The organism is Neobacillus sp. 204, from assembly GCF_046562815.1.
Lineage (GTDB): Bacteria > Bacillota > Bacilli > Bacillales > Cytobacillaceae > Neobacillus.
This window is the reverse complement of the sequence record NZ_JBJORY010000004.1, coordinates 101,796-127,607: the sequence shown is the minus strand read 5'-3', so window position 1 is coordinate 127,607 and position 25,812 is coordinate 101,796. Positions and strand designations below refer to the sequence as shown.

Below are 25,812 nucleotides of genomic sequence, written 5' to 3'. Positions count from 1 at the left end.
CTTAATTAACCTCCAGAGAGACGACTTTACTCAGCCGCGTGACCAGTTCATCAATCTTATTGTCCTTGATTCGGTAACTAACAGGATTCACAATGAGACGGGAAGTGACATCCACAATTCTTTCGTACTCGACGAGGCCATTTTCCCTCATCGTCCGACCGGTCGAGACAATATCGACAATTCGGTCCGATAGACCGATGATTGGGGCCAGTTCAATCGAACCGTTTAATTTGATAATTTCAACTTGTTCTCCCTGTTCCCGAAAATAGGCTTCCGCCACATTTGGATATTTCGTTGCCACTCGAGGTGCCACATCATTCATTTTTGTTCCAGGAAGTCCAGCTACCGCTAGATAACAAGCGCTAATTCGTAAATCGAGGAGTTCATAAACATCACGCTCCTCCTCGAGCATGACATCTTTTCCTGCAATCCCGATGTCGGCAACCCCATGCTCAACATAGGTCGGAACGTCTGTCGGCTTTGCTAAAATAAAGCGGAGACCCTCATTTTCAACCTCAATAATTAATTTCCGAGAATCATCAAATTCCGGCGGAAGCTGATAACCGGCTTTTCTGAGCAATTCAACCGCTTCTTCAAAAATCCGCCCCTTTGGCATAGCAATCGTTAGTATATTATTCATCGGCACGCCCTCCGAGTAAGTAGGTAGTATCCGCAAATTTCTTTGTATAGGCATCGAGATTTTTGACACCATTAATATCCTGAAGCACGGTCCGCTTCCCTTGTTCATGCATCTTTTCAGCTAATTGAAAGGCTTCCTTCCGGCGCTCTTGGCTGAAAAAGATACAGGTAACCTCATTTTCGAGTTCGTAGTTGCCGAGGGCCTCTAGAAGTCGATCGAGATGCACCCCAAACCCGGTGGCACTTGCATTTTTTCCAAACTTCTCAATTAAGCTGTACCGACCGCCATTTCCGATCGGAAAGCCGACATTCCCTGCATATACTTCAAATAAAATCCCTGAATAGTAGCTCATATGGCTGACGATCGTAAAATCAAATTTCACTTGATCCTCTACCCCATAGTCATTTAGACAATCCCATAATTCCTTTAGCTGCAGAAGAGCTAACTTGCCTTGTTCATTTTCAATCAAATCGAATGCCTTACCGATTACCTCGACTCCTCCCCTTAAATCGAGGAATTGAAGGAGTCTTTGTTTATCAATTGATGATAGGGATAATGAGTTCACATGCTCGCGGTAGCCAACATAATTTTTCTCATATAAAAATCTTCTTAACGAATTAGCCCGTTCATCTGTCCCGAGGATTTGTAAGAATAATTCCTGGGCAAAGCCAATATGGCCAATCGATACTTGGAACTCCGATAATCCCGCTTTTTTCAAGGAAGAAATGAGCAAGGAAATGACCTCGCCATCGCACGATACGGTTTCATCATTCAAGCATTCCACGCCGATTTGTTCAAATTCAGCTGGCCTGCCTCCTTCACGCTGCTGTGCACGAAAAACGTTGGCGGAGTATGCTAACCGAAGCGGCATATCGTCCTGCAAAAGTTTTGATGCTGCGACACGGGCGATCGGTGCTGTCATGTCAGGTCTTAATACCAACGTATGCCCTTGTTTGTCGAGTAATCGAAACAACTGGGCATCTTGAATGGCCGATGCCGATCCAACTGTTTCATAATATTCAAGTGTGGGGGTTTCAATAAATTGGCAGCCCCAACGTTTAATGGTGTCCTCCATTAAGGACCGAACACGGTGTTTTTTTTCATATAACTCTGGGAGCGTGTCTCTCATGCCCAAAGGCTTTTCAAACATAAACAAGCGACTCATCATGCTCATCCTTTATTGTTAGTTTACTTTATTATTATAATGATTATTTTCTAAATCCTTTAGTCTGCTAATGTGATAATGAATTAAAGTAGTTTTAGTTTACCCCTAGAGGTATTATTCGTCAACGAAAAAATATAAAACTTTCGGGATGGGAGTCCGCCAATCCTTGATTGAATTCCGCCAAAACTCAGAAAATTTTTGTTAAATCACTTGAATATACCTTGGATTCCGCTAAACCCGATACAATTTTCGCCAACCCTTAGTGTAATTCCGCCAACCAAATAAGGGATTCCGCCAAATTTCTGAATTTTCCCGCGAAACGACAATTTTTACTGTAAGTTTACTACAAAAAAAGCCTGGTTGCGAAAACCAGACTTAAAATATGTTACATATTTTATTTTCCAGACGATAAATTAGGAAATATCTAGAAGGACCCTTGAAAAAGCTTCAAGGATCCTTCAGGAAACTAGCTAGTTTTTTACCATAACTTTGAATTGCTTTTAACAAGCGTAACTGATGTTGCTTGGCTTGTATTGCCAACTGCATCCGTAGATGTGAAGGTTAATACTGTTCCATGTGTTTGTGCTGATTTAAATGGAATAGTGAATACTCCGTCTTTATCAACAACAACACTTCCAAGGAGTGTTTTTCCTTCAAAAACTTTTACGGTTGAGCCAGCTTCTGCTTTTCCTGTAACGCTCTTAGCAGGGGCAATAATTCTTCCAACCTCTGGAGCATTTGGAGCCGTTACATCTTCCACAACCACTTTAGTTTCCGCACTTTTGTTACCAGCAGCATCTGTTGCTGTAACCACAACTTCAGTTCCTGCCTTTAAAGAAGAAATGGTGATTGCATAGGATCCGTCAGCTTTTGCCGTAGCAGTTCCGATAGCTTGACCATTTGCTTTTGCCTCAACTTTTGCGCCTTCTTCTGTTTTTCCAGTTATTTCTTTAGATTGATCTGTAACTTGGTTAACAGTTGGAGCATTAGGTGCGACTTTGTCAATTAAAATTCTACCTTCAATTTGTGCTGAAATTGGTTCTTTAAAGGATTTTACGTAATCGATAAACGCATCTAAATCAGTCATCCTTGTAGTGCGCTCTGCTCCCTGTTTTAGAACAACGAACCCATCACCGCCATCCGCCATGAAGTTATTGACCGCAACAGAATAAACTCCTTTAGGATCAATTTTCAAACCATTTGGAAGGTAAATATCAAGCACCTTTTGTCCAATTGGTAAATTATTGGTCCAGGTATATTTTAAGCCTGAAATTTGCATGATACGGTTCCTATCAGCTGCAAACTGCTGGTTTAAAAGGATTCTTACTTGCTCACCAGTAAGCTTCATTGTAACAATATCATTTCCGAAAGGCTGGATTGCAAATAGTTCGCCCCAAGTGATTGGGCCAGCATCTTTAATTTCATCACGGATACCGCCAACGTTCATAAAAGCAAAGTCGGTTTTGGTTGCTGCTTTCATACCATCAGCAATCAGGTTGCCAAGTGCAGTTTCTCCATCTTCATTTGCTGTGCGAGAAATAGGAGCCACTGCTTCTCCAACTACTTCATCTGTGATTGGGGCAATACTTGCCTGATATTGTTTTAGTTCTGCTTTGATTTTTGCATCAGGAGTAATGGCATCTTTAAAGGTGGATGTAACCTCCGCTTTTTTTGTCACGATATCCTGTGTGACTGGGTCAATGGTCAAATCAACATCAGAAAAAGCAGTACCGTAGGAATAAGATTGAACTAACAATTTACCATCAACTGTCGAGTTCAAATACTTGTGATCATGTGCACCATAGATAACGTCAACTTCATCGTCAATTGCTTTAGCCATGTCGACAACTTTACCTGTTGGATTGTCTCCATTTGATGCTGAAGTACCAGGATCATGGGCAAGAACCACGATTGCTTCTACACCTTTTCCTTTTAATTCAGCAGCATACTTGTTGACTGCTTCAACCTCATCAGTAAATTTAACGCCTGCCACTCCACTTGCCGTAACAATACTTGGTGTTTCCGTTGTAACAACACCAATAAAACCAATCTTAACACCATCAACTTCTTTTATTGCATATGGAGGTAAAATTAATTCGCCCGTTTTTTCATCCTCAACGTTAGCAACAACATATTGGAAATCGGCACCTTCAAATTCACCATACTTTTCAACTGTTTTTGGATGTGCACCACCATTGATTAAACGTTTCATTTCTGCTACGCCTTCATCAAATTCATGGTTACCGATCGTACCAACGTCCATACCAATTTCGTTCATGAAACGGATGGTTGGCTCATCTTGTAAAAGCGCAGAAACCGGACGGCTTGCACCTACTAAGTCTCCCGCTTGTACCATTAAGGTATTAGCTGGGTTAGTTGCTTCTCTTTGTTTTAAATAAGCAGCTAAGTATTCAATACCACCGACCTCACGGTTAGAAACCTTTGTTGTATAATCTAATTGACCGTGGAAGTCATTGATTCCTAATAATTGAACATGTACGTTTTGGTCTAATTCATATAGTTCATAGCCTGCCTTAGTTGTTGATGCACCAAGGTCTTTTACTTCTGGTTGCTGACTAAGGTATGGTAATGCTTCTGGAGCAGAGTGGAAGACAATCTTTGCAGCGCCTTTAATAGGAGCGATTTTCCAGTTGTTATCTGCTACAGGATTGATTGTACCTTTTGCACTGATGTAATCCATTAGGATTTGACGGTTTTCGAATGGAGAATCTACAACAACTTTTGCAGATTTTAATTCAGCAAGGCCGCCACTTCCGCCAGCACGGTAGTTATTTGTTGCTACGATGAATTTCTGGTCCATTTTTACAGGAGTTCCATCCATCATCCTTAAGTTAACAACGCGCTCACCTTTTGGCTTCGTAACATCAATTTCGTATTTAACACCATCAAGGACATCATAATTATATGGACGGAAATCATAATCAAGTAAATCTTGATTTTCAACTTTATTGGGATCAATCGTATTAAATTGTTTCGCGGATTCTTCGATCCATCTCTTAACTTGATCACCTGTTACTTCAACCGCTTTTAATGTGTTATCAAACAAGTATAAATCAGCAGCACTCTTGATTGTTACATCGCCTTTAGCAATATTCGTGTAGTCAGCTACACCGCCGCGGCCGCCCTTAAACGGCGCAGCAGCCGAAAGGACTGGATAATCCTTATATTCGGTATTAGCGATTGCTTTTTTCACGTAATCCATTTGCGCATTGTTTACAATTTGTGTGGAAGCGTCATCCATGACACGTGTGAAGAAACTGTGCATTGGAATCTCTGTTGTACCGATTTTCCCACGTACATAGGCAAGTGTTTGATCATGAATAGCTTGCGCATCACTAACGATTGTCTCGTCTGAGGCTGTAGATGCACTCACTGCTCGGTTTACAGATTTTGAATTGGCCTTATCAACAGACCACTTTCCATTGGCATCCTGAACAAGTGCTAAATCAAGCACACCAAGGTTATTTCCCCAGAAGCCTGCTTCAACCGCTTGAACACCATTGATTTTACCATTAGTATTATCGATTCCAGTCTTGCCATTAAATGACGTGTCACCAGGGAAGTTTAAGTGAGCATGTCCGAAAAGCATGGCATCAATGCCAGGTACTTTCGTTAAATCGTAAACGGCATTCTCTGCTGCTTCTTGACCTTCTTCAGCGATATCACAGCCAGAGTGTGCAACTGCTACAATGACATCTGCTCCATCAGCCTTCATTTTTGGAATAAACTTATTTGCTTGGGCAACAATATCTTTGGTAATGACTTTACCAGTTAGGTTATCTTTATCCCACTGCATAATTTGCGGTGGCGCAAAACCGATTACCCCTACCTTAATGGTAGATTCATTACCTGCTGAATCTTTAATTGTTTTATTAATAATTCGGTAAGGTGTAAAATAATTTACATCATTATCAGCGTTAGAATCATGATCGTCTGTATAAATATTAGCGTTCACGATTGGAAAATCTACTTCTTGCTGAACATCTTTTAAGTAGTCTAAACCATAATTAAATTCATGGTTACCAACAATACCTGCATCATATTTTAAATAATTCATCGCCTTGTAAATAGGATGGGTGTCATTTGGTCCAAGTTTATTTACTTTCGCTACATAACTTGCAAGTGGATTTCCTTGAATCGTATCACCAGCATCAAATAGCATGGAGTTGTCAACTTCAGATCTAGCTTGTTTGATTAATGTAGCAGTCTTTGCTAAACCATAATTCGTAACTGGTGCATCTTTGAAATAATCATACGGTAACACATTTGAATGCAGGTCTGTAGTTTCCAAGATTCGAAGAGTAGCTGTATTTTGTGAAGCAGCCTTTACATTATAAGGTATTGACGGAGATACAACCGTGCTTAGTATCAAAGCTGCGGCAGCCATTTTGCTTAATTTACTAGTATTCTTTCTTTTCTTCATAAAACTTTCACCTATCCCTTTGGTTTATATTCTTTAAACTAAGAACCCAGGCCATGAGATTATGTAAAAGTAATCCTCCCCTTTAAAATAGATTCAGACAAAAAAAGGCAAATTTTTAATAGAAACCTTACCTATTAAAAACCTGCCTATAACAATACTTGGATTTGTTTGAATCTTATAGTATATTTGCTTATTATTATATCGTTCTGAATGAAGAACGAAAATGTGCCTTATTTACTATTTTTGTGCTTATTTTTTGATGGAATAAAAAAAGTCTGGTCGAAATGGACCAGACTAGTTATTTTTTCTATATATCGGATCATCGGCCCAGCGTTCGGCCAATTCTTCCTTTGTATAAATGACCCGCATCGGGTTGCCACCAACGAACGCACCTGGAGGAACATCCTTATGAACAAGGGTCCCAGCTGAGACGATAGCCCCATCCCCAATCGTAATCCCTGGTAGGATGGTGGAGTTCGCACCAATCATCACTTCACTGCCAATTGTAACCGGACCGAGTCGGTATTCTTTGATTAAATATTCATGGGCAAGGATGGTCGTGTTGTATCCAATGACTGTATTGCGGCCGACACTGATTTTTTCTGGAAACATCACATCCAGCATGACCATTAAGGCGAAGGAGGTGTGCTCGCCAACCTTAAGCCCCAGAAACACTCGATACAACCAATTTTTCATCCCCAAAAATGGCGTGTAGCGTGCCAGCTGAATCACAATGAAATTTTTGACAACTTTCCAAAAAGGCACGGTCTTATAGACGTGCCATAAAGAGTTCGCCCCTTCAACAGGGTAGCGGGTCGTATTCCTCATCTTTTCACTCTCCGAGTATAGCTAATAAATCAGCCATGTTCTCAAGAATATATTCTGGTTCATATTTTGCAATATACTCTCTGCCTTTAATCGACCAGGCACAGCCGGCTGTTACCGTCCCGGCATTCTTTCCTGCTAAAATATCATGGTAATTATCACCGACCATCATTGTCTCTTCAGGAGTAGAATCCAGTTGTTCCAACGCTTTAAAAATTGGCTCAGGATCCGGCTTTGTCTTGCTGACATGATCATAGGTCACAACTACTTCAAAAAGGGCTTCAAGGTTCATGAGACGGAGACCCTTCAGAGTCACATCATGACGTTTAGTAGTGACGACACCAAGCTTATAGCCCTTTTCTTTTAAGGTCTGTACGGTTTCAAAGACCCCAACAAATTCACGCACCAATTTATCATGGTTGGCAATGTTAAAGGTTCGATATTCTAAAATCAATTCCTCAACAAGATCAGGGTCGATGCTGCCAAACGCTTCGTGCAGCGTCGGTCCGAGAAACGGCAGGACATCTTCACGCTTGTACTTGCTTGGAAAATACTTTTCAAGCGTATGCAAATAGGTTGTAATAATTAATTCATTTGTATCAATTAAAGTCCCATCTAAATCAAAAAGGATGGTCGTTATTTTGTTAGTCATAGGTTGCTTCCTTTCTATGAGTCTTAAGCATGTTCAAAAGGTTCCATCAAAGCACTATTTTTATATGAGCAAAACAGCATTTGCCCGGAGACTTTCCTTTTAAACATGACAATTAACTATTTTCTTGATCTAAATAACGCCTGTCTGTCATTTGTTTAGTGCGGCGATAGATAAGAATGCCCATTGCAACCACCACTAATGCAATCGAAATGGTTTGCGCCATCCGAAGGCTGCCAAGCATTAAACTATCCGTTCGTAAGCCCTCGATGAAAAAGCGTCCGATTGAATACCAAATCACATAAGTTAGGAACAATTCCCCGCGACGGAAATTAACCCGGCGAAGGAATAGTAATAAGAAAAAGCCAGCAAAATCCCAGAGCGATTCATAAAGAAATGTTGGATGATAATACGCTCCATTAATATACATTTGATTAATAATAAATTCAGGCAAATGCAAGTTTTCAAGGAAAGATCTTGTTACTTCCCCACCATGTGCTTCCTGGTTCATGAAATTTCCCCAACGGCCAATCGCTTGCCCAAGAATAATACTTGGAGCTGCTATATCAACAATTTTCCAGAAAGAGATTCCGCGCTTTTTGGCAAACACATAGGTGGTCAGGACGGAGCCAATCAGGGCACCATGGATTGCAATGCCGCCATTCCAGATTAGTGGAATATCGGCCGGATGATTAACATAATACTTCCATTCAAAAATTACATAATAAATTCGAGCAGAAATAATCGCAATTGGAATGGCCCATAACATTAAGTCAGCAAACGTGTCTTTCTCCAGTCCTCTTCGATTTCCTTCTCTTATGGCAAGGTACAAAGCAAGGGCTAGACCTGAGCCAATAATAATCCCATACCAATGCACCGAGACTGGTCCGAGTGTAAAGGCAATCGGATTCAGCGGTTGAATAGTTTCGTTCATTACTCTATCTCCTCTTCCCCTTATATCTCGTCATGATCCCCGTCTTCAATGACATCAGACAGGCGCTCTGTAAATTGCTGCGCCGCATTCACACCCATTTTTTTCAAACGGAAATTCATAGCTGCCACTTCAATAATAACTGCGAGATTTCGTCCTGGACGAACTGGAATCGTCAGCTTTGGAACATCTGTGTCAATAATTCTCATTTTTTCTTCATCTAAACCAAGGCGGTCATATTGCTTTTTTGCATCCCAAATTTCTAGATTCATAACAAGGGTAATCCGTTTATTACTGCGGACGGCTCCTGCTCCGAACAGAGTCATCACATTGATAATCCCTAAACCGCGGATTTCGAGTAAATGTTCGATTAAATCAGGGGATGTTCCGACTAATGTATCCTGGTCTTCTTGGCGGATTTCAACGCAATCGTCCGCCACTAGTCTGTGGCCGCGCTTGACCAGTTCTAAGGCGGTTTCACTTTTACCTACTCCGCTTTTTCCGGTAATTAATACCCCAATCCCGTACACGTCAACCAATACCCCATGAACAGCAGTGGTTGGTGCTAGCATACTCTCTAAGTAATTCGTAAGGCGACTAGAAAAACGTGTTGTCTTCATACCCACTCGTAAAACTGGAACTGATTCACGTTCAGACGCTTCAATTAGCTCAATTGGTACTTCGATATCCCGAGTAACAATAATAGCCGGGGTAATATCTGTGCATAAACGGTCCATTCTTGATTCTCGTTCACTTTCGGACAGCATTTCAAAAAAAGAAAGTTCTGTTTTACCAAGCAACTGAATACGCTCAGCTGGATAAAATTCAAAATATCCGGCCATTTCAATACCTGGACGTGAAATATCACTCATGGTGATGGGACGGTTAATTCCCTCTTCGCCGCTAATTAATTCAAGATTAAATTTCTCGACTATATCTTTAGTACGTACTTTTGGCAAGGAAATCCCCCTCAATCGGATTAGTTTATTCTAAAAATTCCATTTCCACTTATTTTAGCATTTTTTAATGAATAACCATACTTTCATGTCGAAAAAATTAGAATAGTACTCATGGGTATTTCTTCCAGACTCACAAAAAATAGGGTGTACACTTTTTTAAATGTACACCCTTCCTCTCTTAATCCTTGGATCTTCCGGATGGCTGGAGCAGCGTCTTTTGAATAATCAAGTTTACAAGCGACATAATTATGGCAAAGAAAAGAGCCATCCCAAAACCGGAAATTTCAAAAGCTTCCCCCATCAAATAATCCGTCAATTCTAGCGTAATCGCATTAATGACTAATAGGAACAGCCCCAGCGTTAAAACTGTTACTGGCAATGTGAACAGAATCAAAAGCGGGCGTACCAAAAGATTTAAGATGGACAATAAAATGCTTGCCTGAAGTGCCGCCATAAATCCTGTAAGTTGAAAACTTTCGTGAAAATAACCCGCTAGTGCCATAAACAACACCGCATTAATCAAACACCCAATCAGCCATCTCATTTTCGGCATCTCCTAGTTAAATTTCTTGTGATTTATGAATCGCGATTGAACCCGTCTTTGTATCTGCATAGATTTTCATCATTTTATCGGGGTGATTAATGGATTTAAAGCGAAGCGATTTTTGAATCATTTCACTTTTCTCCTCAAGCACTTGAACACCAACAAGTTCCACATTAAATCCGCCCAGATTCGTCTTAAGTTCCCCATTTACTGGCAGCCCATCTGGGATGTAGAGGTCGATTCCACCAGTTGTCGCTTTGACATGGACCAACTCCGCGCGATTTCCGCTGAGATGATAGCTGATATTACCATTAAAAGACTGTGTTTCGACCCTTTTGAAATCGCCATCGAGTTTAATTGTCCCGTTAATAGTCTCCGCTTCAAGATCATCAATCAAACTGCTGATTATGTTAATTTTTCCGTTAGCCGTTTCAATCTCAGCTTTTTTACCCTGGACACGATCAAGGTTTATTTTTCCATTAGCCGTTTTCACTCTTAGATCATTCACATTCATGTCTTCTCCAGTAACAGCTCCATTAAAAATTCGGATGCGCATACGGTCATATTGAGCTTTTGGCACATAAATGATGGAATCAACCTTCATCCATTTTTGTTGGGTCATAAATCGCAATTTTTGATTATCAACTGAAAATACCGTGTCTCTTAAAAAGTTCTGCCTTGCTTGGTCTGAGTTTTCCACCCGAAATACCTTCGCCTGACACTCAATCCTCACATCCGGTTGTTCCCATACCGCAATTTTAACGGAACCATTTGCCACATCAATATCGACCTCTTTCAGGTCCGCATCACCATGGTGGAAGATATGGGAGATTTCAACCGATTGACCAAAATTCAAATCAAAATCAAAATCTTTGATTTTTTTCAATGCAGAATCGACAAAATCGAAAATCTTTTCTTTTGTTGATTGAAACTTCGCTTGGAAGGGATCTCCCTTCTTGGCCTCTTCAAAGTTTACTGCCGTTGAGAGTTCATGAACAATCTCTTCCTGCTTCTGCTCCATCGTTTGTTTTGCCTGTTCCAGTTCATCGAGTAATGTCACAGCCTCGTCTACGGTCAACTTACCTTCTTCAACCATTTTTAAAATCCGCTTTTTTTCTTCTTTCATCGTTATCCACCCCAGAGTCATAAATTTGTCTCACTTCATGCTTATTCAGAAATTAATATCTTTACGCCTTTGATTATGTTCCAGATGACAACAAAGCCCCATGTGAGTAATAAAACGATCATACTAATAATCGTTATAGCGGAGATTCTATCATGCATCGTAAAAATATCATTTAAAATTGTAAAAACCATTAATGCTGTTGGAATTAGTGGAATTAAATGCGACAGTAATGACTTTTTGGCATGTCTTTTTGTAACTTCATCCCCCGTTGCAAAATAAACAATCAGTGGAAATAGGAAGCCCGCGAAAAAAATACTAAAATAGCACAAACTTGAAAGAACTTTTCTCGTTTCCATTTTTGCGCTCAACTCCTTTATACCCTTATTTACGAAAAAGGAATCTGGAAAGTTTCGTATTTTTTATAAATTATATCCGGAAAGGTTGGCTGGAATTCTAAGCATTGGAGGCGGAATTTACTTTTGAACTGGATTCCGCCCGTTTGAGCTTGAATTCCGCCTATAGGAAACGGAATTCCGCCAAACTTTGAATTTATTCCGCCAAATGCTGAGTGTATTCCGCCGTTTCACCCAAGAATTCCGCCAAACTGGCTCTAACAACCCCTGTTGGATTGTAAAATCCCCATAAAAAAGAGCCGAAATTCACATGAATTTCAGCTCTCCTACACTTCTTATGCTTTTATAGCACTCTTATCTTCAATTTCCTTTTTCATTCGCTGACGGTCACGATCAAGGATAGGCTTTAAGTATTTACCGGTGTATGATTCAGGGACTTCCGCCACTTTTTCTGGTGTTCCAGTTGCGACGATTGTCCCCCCTTTGTCTCCGCCTTCCGGCCCAAGGTCAACAAGATAATCAGCTGCCTTAATCACGTCAAGGTTATGCTCAATCACAAGGACCGTGTCGCCATTTTCAACTAAGCGCTGCAACACAACGAGCAAACGAGAAATATCATCGACATGAAGACCTGTTGTTGGTTCATCCAGAATGTAGAAGGATTTCCCCTGAGAACGGCGGTGTAATTCAGAAGCCAGCTTGACGCGCTGGGCTTCCCCTCCAGAAAGAGTTGTTGCCGGCTGGCCAAGTGTGATGTAACCAAGACCGACATCCAAGATTGTTTGGAGCTTGCGGCTGATTTTAGGAATATTTTCGAAAAATTCTACTGCAGCTTCCACTGTCATATCCAGAATGTCAGAAATGTTCTTCCCTTTGTACTTTACTTCAAGGGTTTCACGGTTATAGCGTTTCCCATGACAAATTTCGCATGGAACATACACATCTGGTAAGAAGTGCATTTCAATTTTAATAATTCCATCGCCGCGGCATGCCTCACAGCGGCCACCCTTCACATTAAAGCTAAAGCGACCCTTTTTGTAACCGCGGACCTTTGCCTCATTTGTGTTTGCAAACACGTCACGAACGTCATCGAAAACACCAGTATATGTGGCTGGGTTCGAACGTGGTGTCCTGCCAATTGGCGACTGATCGATATCGATGACTTTCTCTAAATAATCGATACCTTTAATACTCTTATGCTCACCAGGCCTTGTTTTGGCATGATGAAGCTTTTGAGCGAGCGATTTATGGAGAATCTCGTTAATAAGAGTACTTTTTCCAGATCCAGACACACCTGTTATGGCAATAAATAATCCAAGCGGCAGCTTTACATTAACATTTTTTAAATTATTTTCTGAGGCGCCTTTGATTTCAATAAAGCGGCCATCCGGTTTGCGCCGTTCAAGCGGCAACGGGATAAACTTCTTCCCGGATAAGTATTGGCCTGTCAATGATTTAGGGTCTGCCATGACTTCCGCAGGAGTTCCAGCCGAAATAATCTCACCGCCATGAACCCCGGCACCCGGACCGATATCAATCAGGTAATCGGCAGCAAGCATGGTATCTTCATCATGTTCAACGACTATTAATGTGTTGCCGATATCACGCATGTTTTGCAATGTCCCTATCAAGCGGTCATTATCTCGTTGATGAAGCCCGATCGACGGTTCATCCAAAATATATAAAACTCCGGTTAAACGCGAGCCGATTTGTGTGGCTAAGCGAATCCGCTGGGCCTCACCGCCTGAAAGTGTCCCAGCTGTACGGCTCAGTGTTAAATAATCAAGTCCGACATTGATTAAGAAGCCGAGTCGCTCAATAATCTCACGGAAAATCAATTTGGCGATTTGCATCTCTTTTTCAGACAGCTTTAGTTCGGTAAAAAATTGATGCGCTTCTTCAATCGAAAGATCGGTTAAATGGGCAATATGACGGCCATTTATAAGAACGGCCAAGGTTTCTTTTTTCAAACGATAGCCTTTACAGGTTGGACAGGGCTGCTGTCCCATATATTTTTCCATTTGCTCGCGGATAAAATCCGAGCTTGTTTCTTTGTAACGGCGCTCCACATTGCGGATGACACCCTCAAATTCAATATTGCCCTCACGGACTTGGCCAAAATCATTTTCATAGCGGAAATAGATCTTTTCACGACCGCCGCCATAGAGGACTTTTTCCAAAAGGTGTTCGGGTATTTCCTTCACAGGGATATTCATATCCACTCCGAAATGGTCACACACTGCCGCTAAGAGTTGCGGGTAGTATTGTGAGCTTGTCGGTTCCCACGGGGCAATCGCATGTTCTTTCAATGTCAGATCGCGATTGGGGATGACAAGGTCTATATCAACTTCGAGCTTAGAACCAAGCCCGTCACATTCGGGGCAGGCACCAAAAGGACTATTGAACGAAAACATCCGCGGTTCCAGTTCTCCAATCGAAAAACCACAGTGGGGGCAAGCATGATTTTCGCTAAACAGCAGTTCTTCCTGACCGATCACATCTACGATGACCTTTCCTTCGCCCAGCTTCAAAGCAGTCTCGAGTGAATCAGCAATCCTTGCTGAAACCCCTTCCTTGACCACAATCCGGTCAATAATGACTTCAATGGAATGCTTTTTGTTTTTTTCCAACTCAATCTCATCACTAAGGTCGAGCATTTCTCCATCGACACGGACTCGGACAAATCCTTGTTTTTTAATATCCTCGAGTACCTTCACGTGCGTTCCCTTCCGGCCTGATACCACCGGGGCGAGGATTTGCATTTTGGTCCGGTCAGGGTATTCTAGAATCCGGTCGACCATTTGCTCAATCGTTTGGGAGGAGATTTCAACCCCATGAATCGGGCAAGTTGGATGTCCGACTCTTGCAAATAATAAACGTAAATAATCATAAATCTCAGTCACCGTACCGACCGTCGAACGAGGATTACGGCTTGTTGTTTTTTGATCAATAGAGATGGCTGGGGAAAGACCCTCAATGGCATCCACATCTGGTTTATCCATCTGGCCAAGGAATTGCCGTGCGTAGGCAGAAAGGGATTCAACATAACGTCTTTGCCCCTCGGCATAAATCGTATCGAAGGCAAGTGAGGACTTTCCAGACCCGGAAAGTCCAGTTAAAACAACAAGCTTATCTCTCGGAATGGTGACATCTATATTTTTCAAATTGTGAGCTCTTGCGCCTTTCACAATCAGTTTTTCCATTGCCATTGTTACGTCATCCTTCCGCTTTTAGTTCCAAAATTAAATCACGAAGCTCGGCTGCACGTTCGAAATTAAGCGCTTTGGCTTCGACCTTCATTTCTTTTTCCATCGTGGCTATCAATTTCTCTTTTTCCTTCTTCGACATTTTGCTGAAGGATGCCGTTGGTTTATACTCTTCCTGCTCTTCTGCTGCATGTGTTGCACGAATCACGTCGCGAATACCCTTTTGAATCGTCATTGGTGTGATGCCATGCTTGCGATTATACTCTTCCTGAATGGAACGACGTCGCTTTGTTTCACTGATCGCTAATTCCATCGAATTCGTGATTTTGTCGGCATACATGATGACATGGCCATTGGCATTCCGGGCGGCCCGGCCGATCGTTTGGATTAACGATCGTTCTGAACGGAGGAAGCCTTCTTTATCGGCATCAAGGATCGCGATGAGCGAAACCTCTGGGATATCAAGGCCTTCTCGGAGCAGGTTAATCCCGATAAGCACGTCATATTTTCCAAGGCGAAGTTCTCGAATAATTTCAATTCGTTCGAGCGTTTTTACCTCTGAATGTAAATATTGAACTTTAATGCCGATTTCCTTCAGATAATCCGTTAAGTCTTCAGACATTTTTTTCGTTAACGTGGTCACAAGGACCCGTTCATTCTTCCTAACCCGCTCGTGAATTTCACCAATCAAGTCATCAATCTGCCCCTCAATTGGACGGACTTCAATCGTAGGGTCTAACAATCCTGTCGGGCGGATGATTTGTGAAACCATTTCCGGAGTATGTTCAAGTTCATACGGTCCAGGTGTGGCTGAAACATAGATGATATTGTGAATATGCTTCTCAAACTCATTAAACATTAATGGCCGGTTATCAAGTGCTGATGGCAGACGAAAGCCATGATCAACAAGGACCTGTTTTCGTGCTTTATCTCCATTAAACATTCCTCTCACCTGAGGTAAAGTGACATGCGACTCATCAATAACCATTAAAAAGTCCTTTGGAAAATAATCAAGCAAGGTATATGGGGTCGAGCCAGCTTCTCTTAAGGTTAAATGACGTGAGTAGTTTTCAATTCCTGAGCAAAAACCCATTTCCCTCATCATTTCCAAGTCATAACGTGTTCTTTGTTCAAGCCTTTGGGCTTCTAGCAATTTATTATCCTCGCGCAATTCTTCAAGGCGTACTTCTAGTTCTTTTTCAATATTCTCAATCGCCTTTAGCAGCTTTTCTTCCCTTGTAACGAAGTGGGAGGCTGGAAAAATCGCAACATGGTCCCGTTCACCTATGATTTCGCCTGTCAGCGCATCCACCTCACGAATCCGGTCAATTTCATCGCCAAAAAACTCGACACGAAGGCAATGCTCATCACGAGAAACAGGGAAAATCTCGACAACATCGCCACGGACACGGAAGGTTCCTCGCTTGAAATCAATATCATTTCGGTCGTATTGAATATCGACTAAGCGATGCAGCAGTTGATTGCGCTCTACTTCCATTCCCGTTCGGAGCGATAACACCATTTCACTATATTCTTCAGGAGAACCCAAACCATAAATACAAGAAACAGAGGCAATGACAATGACATCTTTCCGTTCAAAGAGGGAAGAGGTCGCAGAGTGACGCAATTTATCAATTTCATCATTAATACTTGCATCTTTTTCAATAAAGGTATCCGTCTGTGGAACATAAGCTTCTGGCTGAAAGTAATCATAGTAACTAACAAAATATTCAACAGCATTGTTTGGAAAAAATTCTTTGAACTCACTGTATAGTTGGCCAGCCAGAGTCTTGTTGTGTGCAATGACAAGTGTTGGTTTATTTACTTCTTTAATCACATTTGAAATCGTAAAAGTTTTACCCGTACCTGTCGCACCAAGCAGTGTCTGTTGTTTTTTATTGTTTTTGATCCCCTCAACTAATTGTCTAATCGCCTCCGGTTGATCCCCTTGGGGCGAGTACTTTGACACTAATTCAAATTGATCCTTCACAAATTTTCCCTCCCGTAAAAATCAATCACTTTTCAGCATATGTACATTGTTATTGGACCGGGATGGTTGCTTTCAAGTGTATCCTCTAAAATTCATATTAACATTCTACCACATTCACCTAAAAACAAACCAATAATATGCGAACGAATATTCGTTTTTATTAAAAAACAAGGCTGTGTTAAATTTGTCTGTTGATTTCCACTCCAGGCGCTTCGCTTTCCGCGGGCGTTGCGGGGAGCCTCCTCGGCGCTTTTAGCGCCTGCGGGGTCTCCCCTGTCCCGAACTCCCGCTGGAGTCTTCGCGCCTTCCGCTCCAATCAACAGAGTGAAAAAATCAACAATAATCTTTCACACAGCCAAAAACAAAAAAGCCTGCCAATTTATTGACAGACTTACATGATTGTTTCAATGTCTAGGTCTTCTTCAATGCCCTCTCCTTCATTTTTTCAGCGATCCAAAAGCCTGCGGTTAATGAGAAAGCATCCACCACGATCAGCATGAATGTGTTGGTATAACCTTTATAGACGGAAGTGGCAATCAGGGCAACGGTTAAGATGAGCCCGATGACTCGGTTATATGTAACCCGTGTAAAAAGCAAGACGAGCAGCCCCGGAATAAAAAGCGCTGACATATATCGAATTACGGTTTCCAATGAGTACACCTCATTTAATTAATTTCTGTTAATTCATTCTAGAAATTAATTCACAAAATTGCAACAAAAATAATATATAAACTCACTTTCCCATCCTTACACTCATATTCCCTTCCTTGGGTTGAGTAAGTACACTAACCAGCATGAATCCTAGAAACGATAGGAGAATGGGCAGGACGACTGTGTGAAAGCCAAATGGATTCGGATATAATTGATCCAATAATATATAAGAACCCATCCCTAAAATCATCGAAGTGATAGCGCCGTATTTATTCCCCTTACTCCAATACAACCCTAAAATCACCGGCCAGATAAAAACCGACTCCAATCCCCCAAATGAGAAAAGATTCAGCCAAACGATTAAATCTGGTGGACTTAACGAAAGAAGAATGACGGCAATTCCAATGACGGCAGTCACCGTAAAACTAACTTTTTTTACTTGGTCGTTCCCTGCATCCGGCTTGATGTAATTTAAATAGACATCCTTGACCAATGCTGAACTGACTAAGATTAATAATGCATCCACAGTCGACATAATTGCTGCCATTGGGGCAGCGAGAACAATGCCCGCAAGATAGGGAGGCAGGACTTTTATTGATAGAAGCGGCATGACGGTGTCACCAATTTTCACACCTGGAAGTACGGGTCTTGCAAATACACCAATGAGGTGCATACCAAGCATAATAAAGCCGACCACAATTGTGCCAATGATTATCGCATTATGCATTGCCTTTGAATTTTTATAAGACATCGCTCGGACAGCGATTTGCGGCAGACCGACGACACCAATCCCTACTAAAATCCAAAAGGAGGATACAAAGGTAGGGGTCAGACTACGATCGGCACCGAAGGGACTAATTAAATTAGGATTTTCTGCTGCCAAGTCTGAGATAATCTTTGGGATTCCCCCACCCGCTTTAATGGTTGCAATCAAAAGGATTAATGTACCGCCAAACATGACGACACCTTGGATCGTATCTGTGATGGCAACCGCACGAAATCCGCCGACAATAACAAAGACAAGGACCGAAAAAGCAAAGATTAATAGAGCTGACATGTAGGGTAAGCCTGTTAAACTTTCTACCAAACGTGCTCCGCCAATCCATTGCGCGGTCATCGATGAAAACAGAAAAATAATGATACTTGCGGCCGAGATTAACACGACAGCTTTACTTTTATATCTCTCTTTTAAAAAATCAATTAAGGTAATCGCCTTGTATTGACGGGAAACAATCGCAAATTTCTTCCCCAATACCATTAATGTAAAATAACCTGTTGCTAACTGGGACATTGCAAGCAGGACCCAGCCTAATCCTTGCGTATAAGCAATCCCGGGCCCGCCAATAAAACTACTGGCACTGCCATACGTTGCCACCATTGTCATGGCAAGAATGAACCCGCCCATTTGACGTTCTCCTAAAAAGTATTCCTCCAAAAACGAGTTTGATTTGATGACGAATTTGTTTGACCACATGCCAACAGCAAAGATAATCAATAAAAAAATAAGTAACGGTGTAATAACGGCCCAGTTCACTTGATTTCCCTCTCTTCCACTTCAAAGGGAACTTCCTTGAATAAAACTCTTACAGTAAAAATAACGAGTAAAACCATAACAATAAAGCCAAGAACACAGCTATAAAAAAACCAAGTTGGTAAACCAAATATGTAAGAATAATGTTCTACTTTGGCTGAACCGAGCCCATATGCAAAACCATACCACCAGATAAAATTAATCAAAACAAGGATAATTCCTATAAGTGCTTCACGGTGAGCGATTTTGAAGCGCTTGTCCAGCGGATTACCATTTTTCATCGTTATATTCCTCCTTCGTGAAAATTCTCTCAATAAAGTCATGTTATTTTTAACCAATAAAGAAAAAATAACCAATCTAATCCTAGCGGAAAAAGAAAAAATGAGCAAAATAAAAACCTCCCCCTTCTCTATCGTTTACGGTAGAGAAGGGGATAGGTTAAATAATACAAAGTTATTTAGTTACAAGTCCCATGCGGGCTAGGGCAGCCGTTGGCCTCTTTTTCAATTTGGATGGTGCTGTGTTCGATGTGAAAATCGTCGTGAAGAATTCGCTGTGATTGTGAGAGGACGTCATCATGAACACCGTTATTCGAAATGGTAATATGGCAGCTTAATACTGGATAGCCAGAGGTGATGGTCCATATGTGCAAATCATGGACTTCCTTCACCAATGGTATTTTGCAGAGTTCTTCCTTCACATGATTAATGTCAATTTGCGATGGTACACCCTCCATTAAAATATTGAAGGAGTCTTTTATTACCCTAAATCCACTGATTAAAATTAATACCGCAACAATGATGCTGGCAATTGGATCGGCAATCCCCCAGCCGAAAAACATGATCAGCAAGGCAGCGACAATCGCGCCAACAGACCCCAGCATATCGCCAAGTACATGTAAAAAAGCACTCCTGACATTCAGATTCTCATCCTTGTCACCCTTCATTAATATCCATGCAGCAATAATGTTTACCAGCAATCCTATAATAGAAATCATTAGCATCCCGGTACTATGCACCTCAGGCGGATTAAAAAAGCGTTGAAAAGCCTCAAAAAAGATATAGATTGAAATAACCATAAGTGTTAATCCATTTAGGGCTGCAGCGATAATTTCAAATCGTTTGTAACCATACGTTTTTTCCTGTGATCCCTGTTTCTCACCAAGTTTGATGGCAAAAAAGCTTAACCCAAGTGCAGCCGCATCACTTAGCATATGACCGGCATCTGATAATAACGCCAAACTGTTCGTTAAAAGACCACCGATTACTTCGACGACCATAAAGGTAGCAATTAATATGAAGGAACTCAATAATGCTTTTTTATTACTCGTATGTGAATGACCATGTGAGTGGTCGTGTGAATGTCCATGTGAATGTCCGTGATGGTGATGACCCATGTTTATCCCCCCAAAAGCCTAATGCAAATGGCTTTTTTATTTATTTCTTTCTAAAACGAAAATATTACGATTAAGGATAGTGTTTTCTAATCCATATTTTTCGATACACGCCACTTAACCGCAAATCTTGTGGCAGCAGTTCTGCTTCGATGCTGGTCACACCCACATGTCGACCAATCGTCTCCGCAGTTGCTTTGTTGTCGCCGGTTAACAAAATCGTGTGTTTAATTCCTAGTTGATGCAGCCGTTCGATAACTGTTTTGCTGCTTTCTCCCACTTCATCAGCCACGGCAATTAAGGCATGAATTGCATTTTTCGGCACAACTAGTTCAAGAAAGACCTTGGACTCGATAGACTTGTTTTTCAACTGTCTTACCCACGACCTGCCACCTCTTCCTGATGGGCAACTGCGATATGGATTAATTGTTTAACATGGTCGTCATCAAGGGAATAATAAGCAAGCTTCCCCTCTTTACGATACTTCGCGAGCCCAAGTTTTTTTAGATGACGCAAATGATGGGAGGCTGTAGCTGTTGTTGCCCCAACAATATGGGCGACATCACAAACGCAAAGCTCTTCCTCAAGTGTTAGAGAATAAGCTATTTTCAAGCGCGTTTCATCGGACAATGCTTTAAATAGCTTAGCTACTTCCGGGATATTGTTATCTTTTTGAAGAAGTTGTTGAACTCGAGTGGTTTTCTCGGTATCCACACAAGTTATTTCGCAAACATCACGCTCTTTCATTTTGGTCACCTTCTTCATTCAAATGTTTGTTTGATTATATGATATTCAAATGGTGGTTTGAATGTCAATCATTTTTGCTGTTTTTGAAAGGGGATTTTTTCAAATGAAAAAGAGTTCGGCTTGGGTGATGACCCAAACATGGGAGCATTTAATGTTTATGCATTGGGAGCAGACTCCGGACAAAATAAAGGCTCTCATTCCAAGTGAACTGGAACTAGATTTGTATAATGGGAAGGCTTGGATTACTATTCTTCCATTTAAAGTTACTCATCAAAAATTTCATTGGCTCCCAGAAATCCCACTTTGGAATACGTATTTAGAATTAAATGTGAGGACATATGTAAAGTTCAAGGGGAAGGCCGGAGTTTACTTTTTCAAGCTCGATGCGAACCATCCCCTTACTGTTTTAGGCACTAAGGCCATGTCATTACCGTATCGACTCTCCAAGATGGAGATGGTCGAAGAAAATAATGAGATTCTTTTTAAAAGCAGAAGGTTGTTTGAATACGGGGAGTTTTCAGCTAGGTATGAGTCAGCTTCGCAGCCTAAACAGCTAGAACCTGGAAGCCTAGATTATTGGCTGCTAGAGCGTTATTGCTTGTTTACCAAGTGGGGAAATCTGCTGTTACGGGGGGATATCCGCCATGAAAAATGGGAAGTGAGTGAGGTGAACTATAGAATAATGGAAAATGAGGTTGCACCTTTTCCATTAACCACTGACCCGCTGCTATTACACTATGCAGCAAAAAAACAAGTGATTATTTTCCCGTTAAGGAAGGCTTAATCCTCAAAAGGTTTACATTAAAAAAAACAACGACCATATATCGTTGTTTCTTTGCATCTGTATGAAGCATTGTTATAAAGACCAATACGTAATGGTATCAAATATCCCTAATAGTATCATCATAATGCCTGCCACTCTTTGAATGACAATACCAAAGGATCTGCTTTTTTTCATTATCGCACCACTTCCACCGAGGTACCAAATAATTAGAATAACAATTAGTAGTGGAATAGCTGTTCCAATTGCGAATATCGGCGGTAGAATAAACCCATAGGAACTAGACAACACAACTGGCATTAAGGTGACGAAGAATAGGATAAACATAGTCGGGCAGAATGCAAGCGAAAAGCTAAATCCCAGCATAAATGATCCGAGTGGATTTTCGTGTTTATATTCTTTCGATCCCCTAAATAGATTAATCGTTCCTTGTAATTTTATAAAACCCAACATAAACACACCAACGATTATTAATAAAGGTCCCATTATCTTCCTCAGCCAAGGAAAATATAACGTAAGATTTTGTTCAATCTCCCTTCCAAGCAGCCACACCAAAACTCCTAATAAAGAAAAGGCTACTATTTTTCCTATAGTAAAATAGAAAACATCCTTCCAAGCAATTTTCTTTTGAAAAGAACGATTGCCATACAATGTTACAGCACTGATATTACCAGTAAGCTGACAAGGTGCAAGGGCCCCTATAAGACCTAAAATTAAAGCAAAGGCAATGGGCCATGATTCTAAACCGTAGGCTATATTGAAGAAGGGTTTACTTACAAACGAACTAAATTGACTCAATATACTGTACATTTAATCACCTGAAATCAATATTTAATAGATAAAATGATTATCATAAAATGATGTAGTAATTATGAAGATACCATTTACCAAGCATATTCAATCTGAAAAAAGAAGAACCACTATGGTCCTTCTTTATTATCTTCCTTTTAATTATACCCTGTGCATCATAGGGAGCGAGAATAAGTAAATATTAGTAATCGCGAGTACTGTCATAAGTACATAATAAGGGAGCATAGCTTTAAAAGCGGTATTTTTATTTTTGCCCATTCTATATACTACATAAGAAGTACCGACCAATCCGATTAGGATAACAATATATTGAATCATTTGAACTGTTGGGGTTGGAGCAAGACTTAAGCTTGCTGGATTCGAATCGACTCCAAATAATCTAATCGAGTTAAACCATACCGCCTTACCTTCAGTGAAAATATGGAACAGGTTATGGGCTAAGTGCCCAGCAAGATCAAGCGGAATGATCGCATAACCAAAACGAGTAAAGTTCTTTTTAATTGAACCTTCCATTCCAAGAAATGATGCTAGTTTTGCAGTTCCTAACAATAATAGAATCGGTAATGCCATGGCAATAATGAAGGCAATCGTAAAGTTTACAACATAGCTGGAAGTACCAGTAACTGAGCCAATCGCACTTAAAATATTCTGCCATGGTTCAAGCATGGTAATATTTTGTACGAACACGATCCCCATAATAACAGCTGCTAAAGATGCATGCTCAAGCTTCGGATTCTTTAAGCCCCATAACTCTTTTGTCGGAACTCTAGTCGTAATTTTCACCGAATTATTGGGACAGTTTTTCACACAGTTCCCACAAATATTACATTCTGCACTCGATTCCATTGTCCGTGGAAACTGGAACATTGGACATCCCTCGACACCCTCAGATCCTTTGTAGCAGGATTGAACTTTACAGGTTTTACAAATATCAGGTGTTGCCTGAACTTTTAATGCTCCAGAGCGTGAATAGTTCCCTGCCAAACCACCAAGGAAACACAGCGTCTTACAGAAGGTTCTTCTTTCGTAAAAAACAGAAGTTGCTACAACCATTGTTACTAATAATAGCAATAGATAACCTGACCCTCGTGGTGACTCTACAATTCCCCAAACATGGTCACTATAAGTGATGGCAATAAAGAATAAATCAATCAGCCAAATTCCATATTTTCTTAAAAACTTAGGCATTGGACGCTTGCTGCCAACAAATTTTCGAACAATATCACTTAATTTACCGAATGGACAGATAGCACACCAGAAGCGGCCAGTAACTAAAAATAATACTGGAATAATTGGCCACCATAACACCCATGTCATTGTTGTACCAAAGTTTTTACTAGGATCTACGGTACCCATCACTAATTCATATACAATGATGGAAAACACGAAAATGACTATCCATTGAAAGATTCCTGGATACCATTTGCTTTTTACAAACTTTTTCACAACCGGTATTGATAGGAGATCAAAAGGTTCCTTTTCTGGTAAGTTTTTCTCAGGCATTGCCATTATTCAAATCCCCCTTTCTTCTAAACCACTTATTCCAAACACCAATTAAGATAAATACTAAGTTTACTGCTCCATATGTCCCTAACACTTTATAGTTTGGTGGCGTTTCAACAACTGCTGCATGATGATCATGAGCTGCACCACTGCTGTCGTCCCCCATATCCATGCCTTCCATGTCGCTTCCGCTATCATGGTCCATTCCTTCCATATCACTTCCGTTATCATGATCCATGCCCGCATTATCTTCGGCTTGATCATTGCTACTTCCATTTTTAAAATTTTCTGTAGCCTGTTTAATATTTTTACTATGGTCCCCATCCGCTAAAGCTCTTACATTAAAAGAGAAAATAAATGCTAATGTAAATAAACATAAAGATACCTTTTTCAAATTTTCCACCTCCATAAAGTTAATTAAGGGATTTAATGTTATACGTATAATGTAATGGGCAAATTTGCAGTTTTCATGCATTTTTATTGGAAATAATATGGCTTTTAACGTATTTCTACATTTGTTCATACTTTTGTAAAATCAGGCAACTTTTTTTATATTGGTTTATTACTATTAATCTGACCTTTTAATAAAGGATTTTTTATTTTACAAAACGAGAATATTCTTAATCTTACTTTAATTCAAAAGGGTATTGTATGAAGTATTGTTATAGCGTTATAATATGGTAGTATAATAACATGGTAACGTACTAAAGCGTTTGTAAAAAATAGATAAGGTGGTTAAATCATATGAAACGTTTTGCAACTATTATATTAGTAATAGCAGCATTGTTCTCTATTCTTACAGGATGCTCATCTAAGTCAGCTGGAGCAAAAGACAACACACTCGTAATCGGGATTGATGATAAATTTGCCCCTATGGGTTTCCGAGATGAGAACAATGAGATTGTTGGGTTTGACATTGATTACGCTAAAGCAGCGGCAGAAAAAATGGGGAAAAAGGTTAAGTTTCAACCAATCGATTGGAGTACGAAAGAAGCTGAGCTAAGCAGCGGACGGATTGACCTCATATGGAACGGGTACACAATTACAGATGAACGTAAACAAAAGGTCTTATTCACTAAGCCCTATTTGAAAAATGCACAAGTAGTTGTAACATTGGCTGATTCAAAGCTTACTAAATTAGATGATTTAAATGGGAAAGTTGTTGGTCTACAAACGTTATCTTCTGCGGCAGATGCCTTGGACGCAGCACCCATTAAAGCCAAAATTAAGACAGTTACCGAGTTTGCTGATAATGTCCAAGCATTGACAGACCTAAAGAGTGGTCGTTTGGATGCGGTCGTTATTGATGAAATTGTTATTAATTATTACATGACTCAAGAAAAAGAAGCTTTTAAAATACTCGATGAATCACTTGCTCCTGAAGAATACGGTATAGGTGTTAAAAAAGGTAATGAAGAATTACTAAAAAATCTACAAAAAGCACTTGATGAGATGAATGAGGATGGCACGGCCTCCCAAATTTCGAAAAAGTGGTTTGGCGAGGATAAAGTTGTAAAGTAATACCGAATATAAGGCAAAACAGGATTTCCTTTGGGAACCCTGT

The 25,812-nt window shown here is 40.6% G+C and carries 22 protein-coding genes and 1 pseudogene; 2 read left to right on the top strand and 21 right to left on the bottom strand.

Going from position 1 to position 25,812, the window contains the following annotated elements:
• Position 1: 1 nt before the first annotated feature.
• The 18 genes and pseudogenes from hisG to ACJ004_RS09835 all read right to left on the bottom strand — a co-directional run bounded on the left by hisG (position 2) and on the right by ACJ004_RS09835 (position 21,154).
• Positions 2-640, bottom strand: coding sequence for an ATP phosphoribosyltransferase (gene hisG / locus ACJ004_RS09920; protein ID WP_410892758.1), 639 nt, complete (start codon positions 638-640; stop codon positions 2-4).
• A complete protein-coding gene (locus ACJ004_RS09915) occupies positions 633-1,805 on the bottom strand; it encodes an ATP phosphoribosyltransferase regulatory subunit (protein WP_410892757.1) in 1,173 nt (390 codons plus the stop codon). Before ACJ004_RS09915 ends, hisG begins: the two co-directional genes overlap by 8 nt.
• A gap of 478 nt (positions 1,806-2,283) precedes the next feature.
• Complete coding sequence (locus tag ACJ004_RS09910) at positions 2,284-6,249, bottom strand: bifunctional 2',3'-cyclic-nucleotide 2'-phosphodiesterase/3'-nucleotidase (protein ID WP_410892756.1); 3,966 nt, start codon at positions 6,247-6,249, stop codon at positions 2,284-2,286.
• Positions 6,250-6,543: 294 nt separating this feature from the next.
• Complete coding sequence (locus tag ACJ004_RS09905; protein ID WP_410892755.1) at positions 6,544-7,077, bottom strand: acyltransferase; 534 nt, start codon at positions 7,075-7,077, stop codon at positions 6,544-6,546.
• Positions 7,078-7,081: 4 nt separating this feature from the next.
• On the bottom strand, positions 7,082-7,726 hold the full coding sequence (gene ppaX, locus ACJ004_RS09900; RefSeq protein WP_410892754.1) for a pyrophosphatase PpaX: 645 nt from the start codon (positions 7,724-7,726) through the stop codon (positions 7,082-7,084).
• A gap of 112 nt (positions 7,727-7,838) precedes the next feature.
• A complete protein-coding gene (lgt, locus tag ACJ004_RS09895) occupies positions 7,839-8,657 on the bottom strand; it encodes a prolipoprotein diacylglyceryl transferase (protein WP_410892753.1) in 819 nt (272 codons plus the stop codon).
• A 20-nt stretch (positions 8,658-8,677) separates the two neighbouring features.
• Complete coding sequence (gene hprK / locus ACJ004_RS09890) at positions 8,678-9,613, bottom strand: HPr(Ser) kinase/phosphatase (RefSeq protein ID WP_410892752.1); 936 nt, start codon at positions 9,611-9,613, stop codon at positions 8,678-8,680.
• 178 nt (positions 9,614-9,791) lie between these two features.
• Positions 9,792-10,157, bottom strand: a complete 366-nt coding sequence (locus ACJ004_RS09885) for a phage holin family protein (RefSeq protein ID WP_410892751.1) — start codon at positions 10,155-10,157, stop codon at positions 9,792-9,794.
• A 16-nt stretch (positions 10,158-10,173) separates the two neighbouring features.
• Entirely contained in the window at positions 10,174-11,283 is a 1,110-nt protein-coding gene (locus ACJ004_RS09880) for a DUF4097 family beta strand repeat-containing protein (protein ID WP_410892750.1), read from the bottom strand.
• 41 nt (positions 11,284-11,324) lie between these two features.
• A complete protein-coding gene (locus ACJ004_RS09875) occupies positions 11,325-11,639 on the bottom strand; it encodes a magnetosome magnetite crystal formation protein family (RefSeq protein ID WP_410892749.1) in 315 nt (104 codons plus the stop codon).
• Positions 11,640-11,971: 332 nt separating this feature from the next.
• On the bottom strand, positions 11,972-14,845 hold the full coding sequence (uvrA, locus tag ACJ004_RS09870) for an excinuclease ABC subunit UvrA (RefSeq protein WP_410892748.1): 2,874 nt from the start codon (positions 14,843-14,845) through the stop codon (positions 11,972-11,974).
• A 7-nt stretch (positions 14,846-14,852) separates the two neighbouring features.
• Entirely contained in the window at positions 14,853-16,832 is a 1,980-nt protein-coding gene (gene uvrB, locus ACJ004_RS09865) for an excinuclease ABC subunit UvrB (protein WP_410892747.1), read from the bottom strand.
• 411 nt (positions 16,833-17,243) lie between these two features.
• A complete protein-coding gene (locus tag ACJ004_RS09860; protein WP_410893071.1) occupies positions 17,244-17,462 on the bottom strand; it encodes a CsbA family protein in 219 nt (72 codons plus the stop codon).
• A 103-nt stretch (positions 17,463-17,565) separates the two neighbouring features.
• Positions 17,566-19,017 carry a sodium/pantothenate symporter gene (gene panF / locus ACJ004_RS09855; protein WP_410892746.1) on the bottom strand — a complete coding sequence of 484 codons (1,452 nt, stop codon included), beginning with the start codon at positions 19,015-19,017 and terminating at the stop codon, positions 17,566-17,568.
• Positions 19,014-19,295, bottom strand: a complete 282-nt coding sequence (locus ACJ004_RS09850; protein WP_410892745.1) for a YhdT family protein — start codon at positions 19,293-19,295, stop codon at positions 19,014-19,016. The genes panF and ACJ004_RS09850 overlap by 4 nt, the downstream gene beginning before the upstream one ends.
• 176 nt (positions 19,296-19,471) lie before the next feature.
• Positions 19,472-20,410, bottom strand: coding sequence for a cation diffusion facilitator family transporter (locus ACJ004_RS09845; protein ID WP_410892744.1), 939 nt, complete (start codon positions 20,408-20,410; stop codon positions 19,472-19,474).
• Between the two features lie 124 nt (positions 20,411-20,534).
• Positions 20,535-20,834, bottom strand: a pseudogene (locus tag ACJ004_RS09840) (HAD family hydrolase); the annotation flags it as partial.
• Positions 20,783-21,154, bottom strand: coding sequence for an ArsR/SmtB family transcription factor (locus ACJ004_RS09835; RefSeq protein WP_410892743.1), 372 nt, complete (start codon positions 21,152-21,154; stop codon positions 20,783-20,785). The pseudogene ACJ004_RS09840 and the gene ACJ004_RS09835, both read right to left, overlap by 52 nt.
• 103 nt (positions 21,155-21,257) lie before the next feature.
• Here ACJ004_RS09835 and ACJ004_RS09830 point away from each other — a divergent pair, with 103 nt between their 5' ends.
• Positions 21,258-21,938, top strand: a complete 681-nt coding sequence (locus ACJ004_RS09830; RefSeq protein ID WP_410892742.1) for a YqjF family protein — start codon at positions 21,258-21,260, stop codon at positions 21,936-21,938.
• Between the two features lie 72 nt (positions 21,939-22,010).
• On the opposite strand, the gene ACJ004_RS09825 is transcribed toward ACJ004_RS09830, so the two are convergent.
• The 3 genes from ACJ004_RS09825 to ACJ004_RS09815 all read right to left on the bottom strand — a co-directional run bounded on the left by ACJ004_RS09825 (position 22,011) and on the right by ACJ004_RS09815 (position 24,642).
• Entirely contained in the window at positions 22,011-22,745 is a 735-nt protein-coding gene (locus tag ACJ004_RS09825; RefSeq protein WP_410892741.1) for an urease accessory protein UreH domain-containing protein, read from the bottom strand.
• 141 nt (positions 22,746-22,886) lie between these two features.
• Positions 22,887-24,254, bottom strand: coding sequence for a 4Fe-4S binding protein (locus tag ACJ004_RS09820; protein WP_410892740.1), 1,368 nt, complete (start codon positions 24,252-24,254; stop codon positions 22,887-22,889).
• On the bottom strand, positions 24,241-24,642 hold the full coding sequence (locus ACJ004_RS09815; RefSeq protein ID WP_410892739.1) for a hypothetical protein: 402 nt from the start codon (positions 24,640-24,642) through the stop codon (positions 24,241-24,243). The genes ACJ004_RS09820 and ACJ004_RS09815 overlap by 14 nt, the downstream gene beginning before the upstream one ends.
• 350 nt (positions 24,643-24,992) lie before the next feature.
• Between ACJ004_RS09815 and ACJ004_RS09810 the strand changes: the two genes are divergently transcribed.
• On the top strand, positions 24,993-25,769 hold the full coding sequence (locus ACJ004_RS09810) for an amino acid ABC transporter substrate-binding protein (protein ID WP_410892738.1): 777 nt from the start codon (positions 24,993-24,995) through the stop codon (positions 25,767-25,769).
• Positions 25,770-25,812: the final 43 nt, after the last annotated feature.

What these genes read in the sequence shown, in the direction of transcription:
- ACJ004_RS09905 (WP_410892755.1), bottom strand. Translation starts at nt 7,077, where the DNA reads ATGAGGAATACGACCCGCTACCCTGTTGAAGGGGCGAACTCTTTATGG.
- lgt (WP_410892753.1), bottom strand. Translation starts at nt 8,657, where the DNA reads ATGAACGAAACTATTCAACCGCTGAATCCGATTGCCTTTACACTCGGA.
- ACJ004_RS09810 (WP_410892738.1), top strand. Translation starts at nt 24,993, where the DNA reads ATGAAACGTTTTGCAACTATTATATTAGTAATAGCAGCATTGTTCTCT.
- ppaX (WP_410892754.1), bottom strand. Translation starts at nt 7,726, where the DNA reads ATGACTAACAAAATAACGACCATCCTTTTTGATTTAGATGGGACTTTA.
- ACJ004_RS09910 (WP_410892756.1), bottom strand. Translation starts at nt 6,249, where the DNA reads ATGAAGAAAAGAAAGAATACTAGTAAATTAAGCAAAATGGCTGCCGCA.
- ACJ004_RS09830 (WP_410892742.1), top strand. Translation starts at nt 21,258, where the DNA reads ATGAAAAAGAGTTCGGCTTGGGTGATGACCCAAACATGGGAGCATTTA.
- uvrA (WP_410892748.1), bottom strand. Translation starts at nt 14,845, where the DNA reads ATGGCAATGGAAAAACTGATTGTGAAAGGCGCAAGAGCTCACAATTTG.
- ACJ004_RS09820 (WP_410892740.1), bottom strand. Translation starts at nt 24,254, where the DNA reads ATGGCAATGCCTGAGAAAAACTTACCAGAAAAGGAACCTTTTGATCTC.
- ACJ004_RS09860 (WP_410893071.1), bottom strand. Translation starts at nt 17,462, where the DNA reads ATGTCAGCGCTTTTTATTCCGGGGCTGCTCGTCTTGCTTTTTACACGG.
- hisG (WP_410892758.1), bottom strand. Translation starts at nt 640, where the DNA reads ATGAATAATATACTAACGATTGCTATGCCAAAGGGGCGGATTTTTGAA.
- ACJ004_RS09825 (WP_410892741.1), bottom strand. Translation starts at nt 22,745, where the DNA reads ATGTACAGTATATTGAGTCAATTTAGTTCGTTTGTAAGTAAACCCTTC.
- ACJ004_RS09885 (WP_410892751.1), bottom strand. Translation starts at nt 10,157, where the DNA reads ATGAGATGGCTGATTGGGTGTTTGATTAATGCGGTGTTGTTTATGGCA.
- ACJ004_RS09850 (WP_410892745.1), bottom strand. Translation starts at nt 19,295, where the DNA reads ATGAAAAATGGTAATCCGCTGGACAAGCGCTTCAAAATCGCTCACCGT.
- ACJ004_RS09915 (WP_410892757.1), bottom strand. Translation starts at nt 1,805, where the DNA reads ATGAGTCGCTTGTTTATGTTTGAAAAGCCTTTGGGCATGAGAGACACG.
- ACJ004_RS09845 (WP_410892744.1), bottom strand. Translation starts at nt 20,410, where the DNA reads ATGGGTCATCACCATCACGGACATTCACATGGACATTCACACGACCAC.
- ACJ004_RS09835 (WP_410892743.1), bottom strand. Translation starts at nt 21,154, where the DNA reads ATGAAAGAGCGTGATGTTTGCGAAATAACTTGTGTGGATACCGAGAAA.
- ACJ004_RS09875 (WP_410892749.1), bottom strand. Translation starts at nt 11,639, where the DNA reads ATGGAAACGAGAAAAGTTCTTTCAAGTTTGTGCTATTTTAGTATTTTT.
- ACJ004_RS09880 (WP_410892750.1), bottom strand. Translation starts at nt 11,283, where the DNA reads ATGAAAGAAGAAAAAAAGCGGATTTTAAAAATGGTTGAAGAAGGTAAG.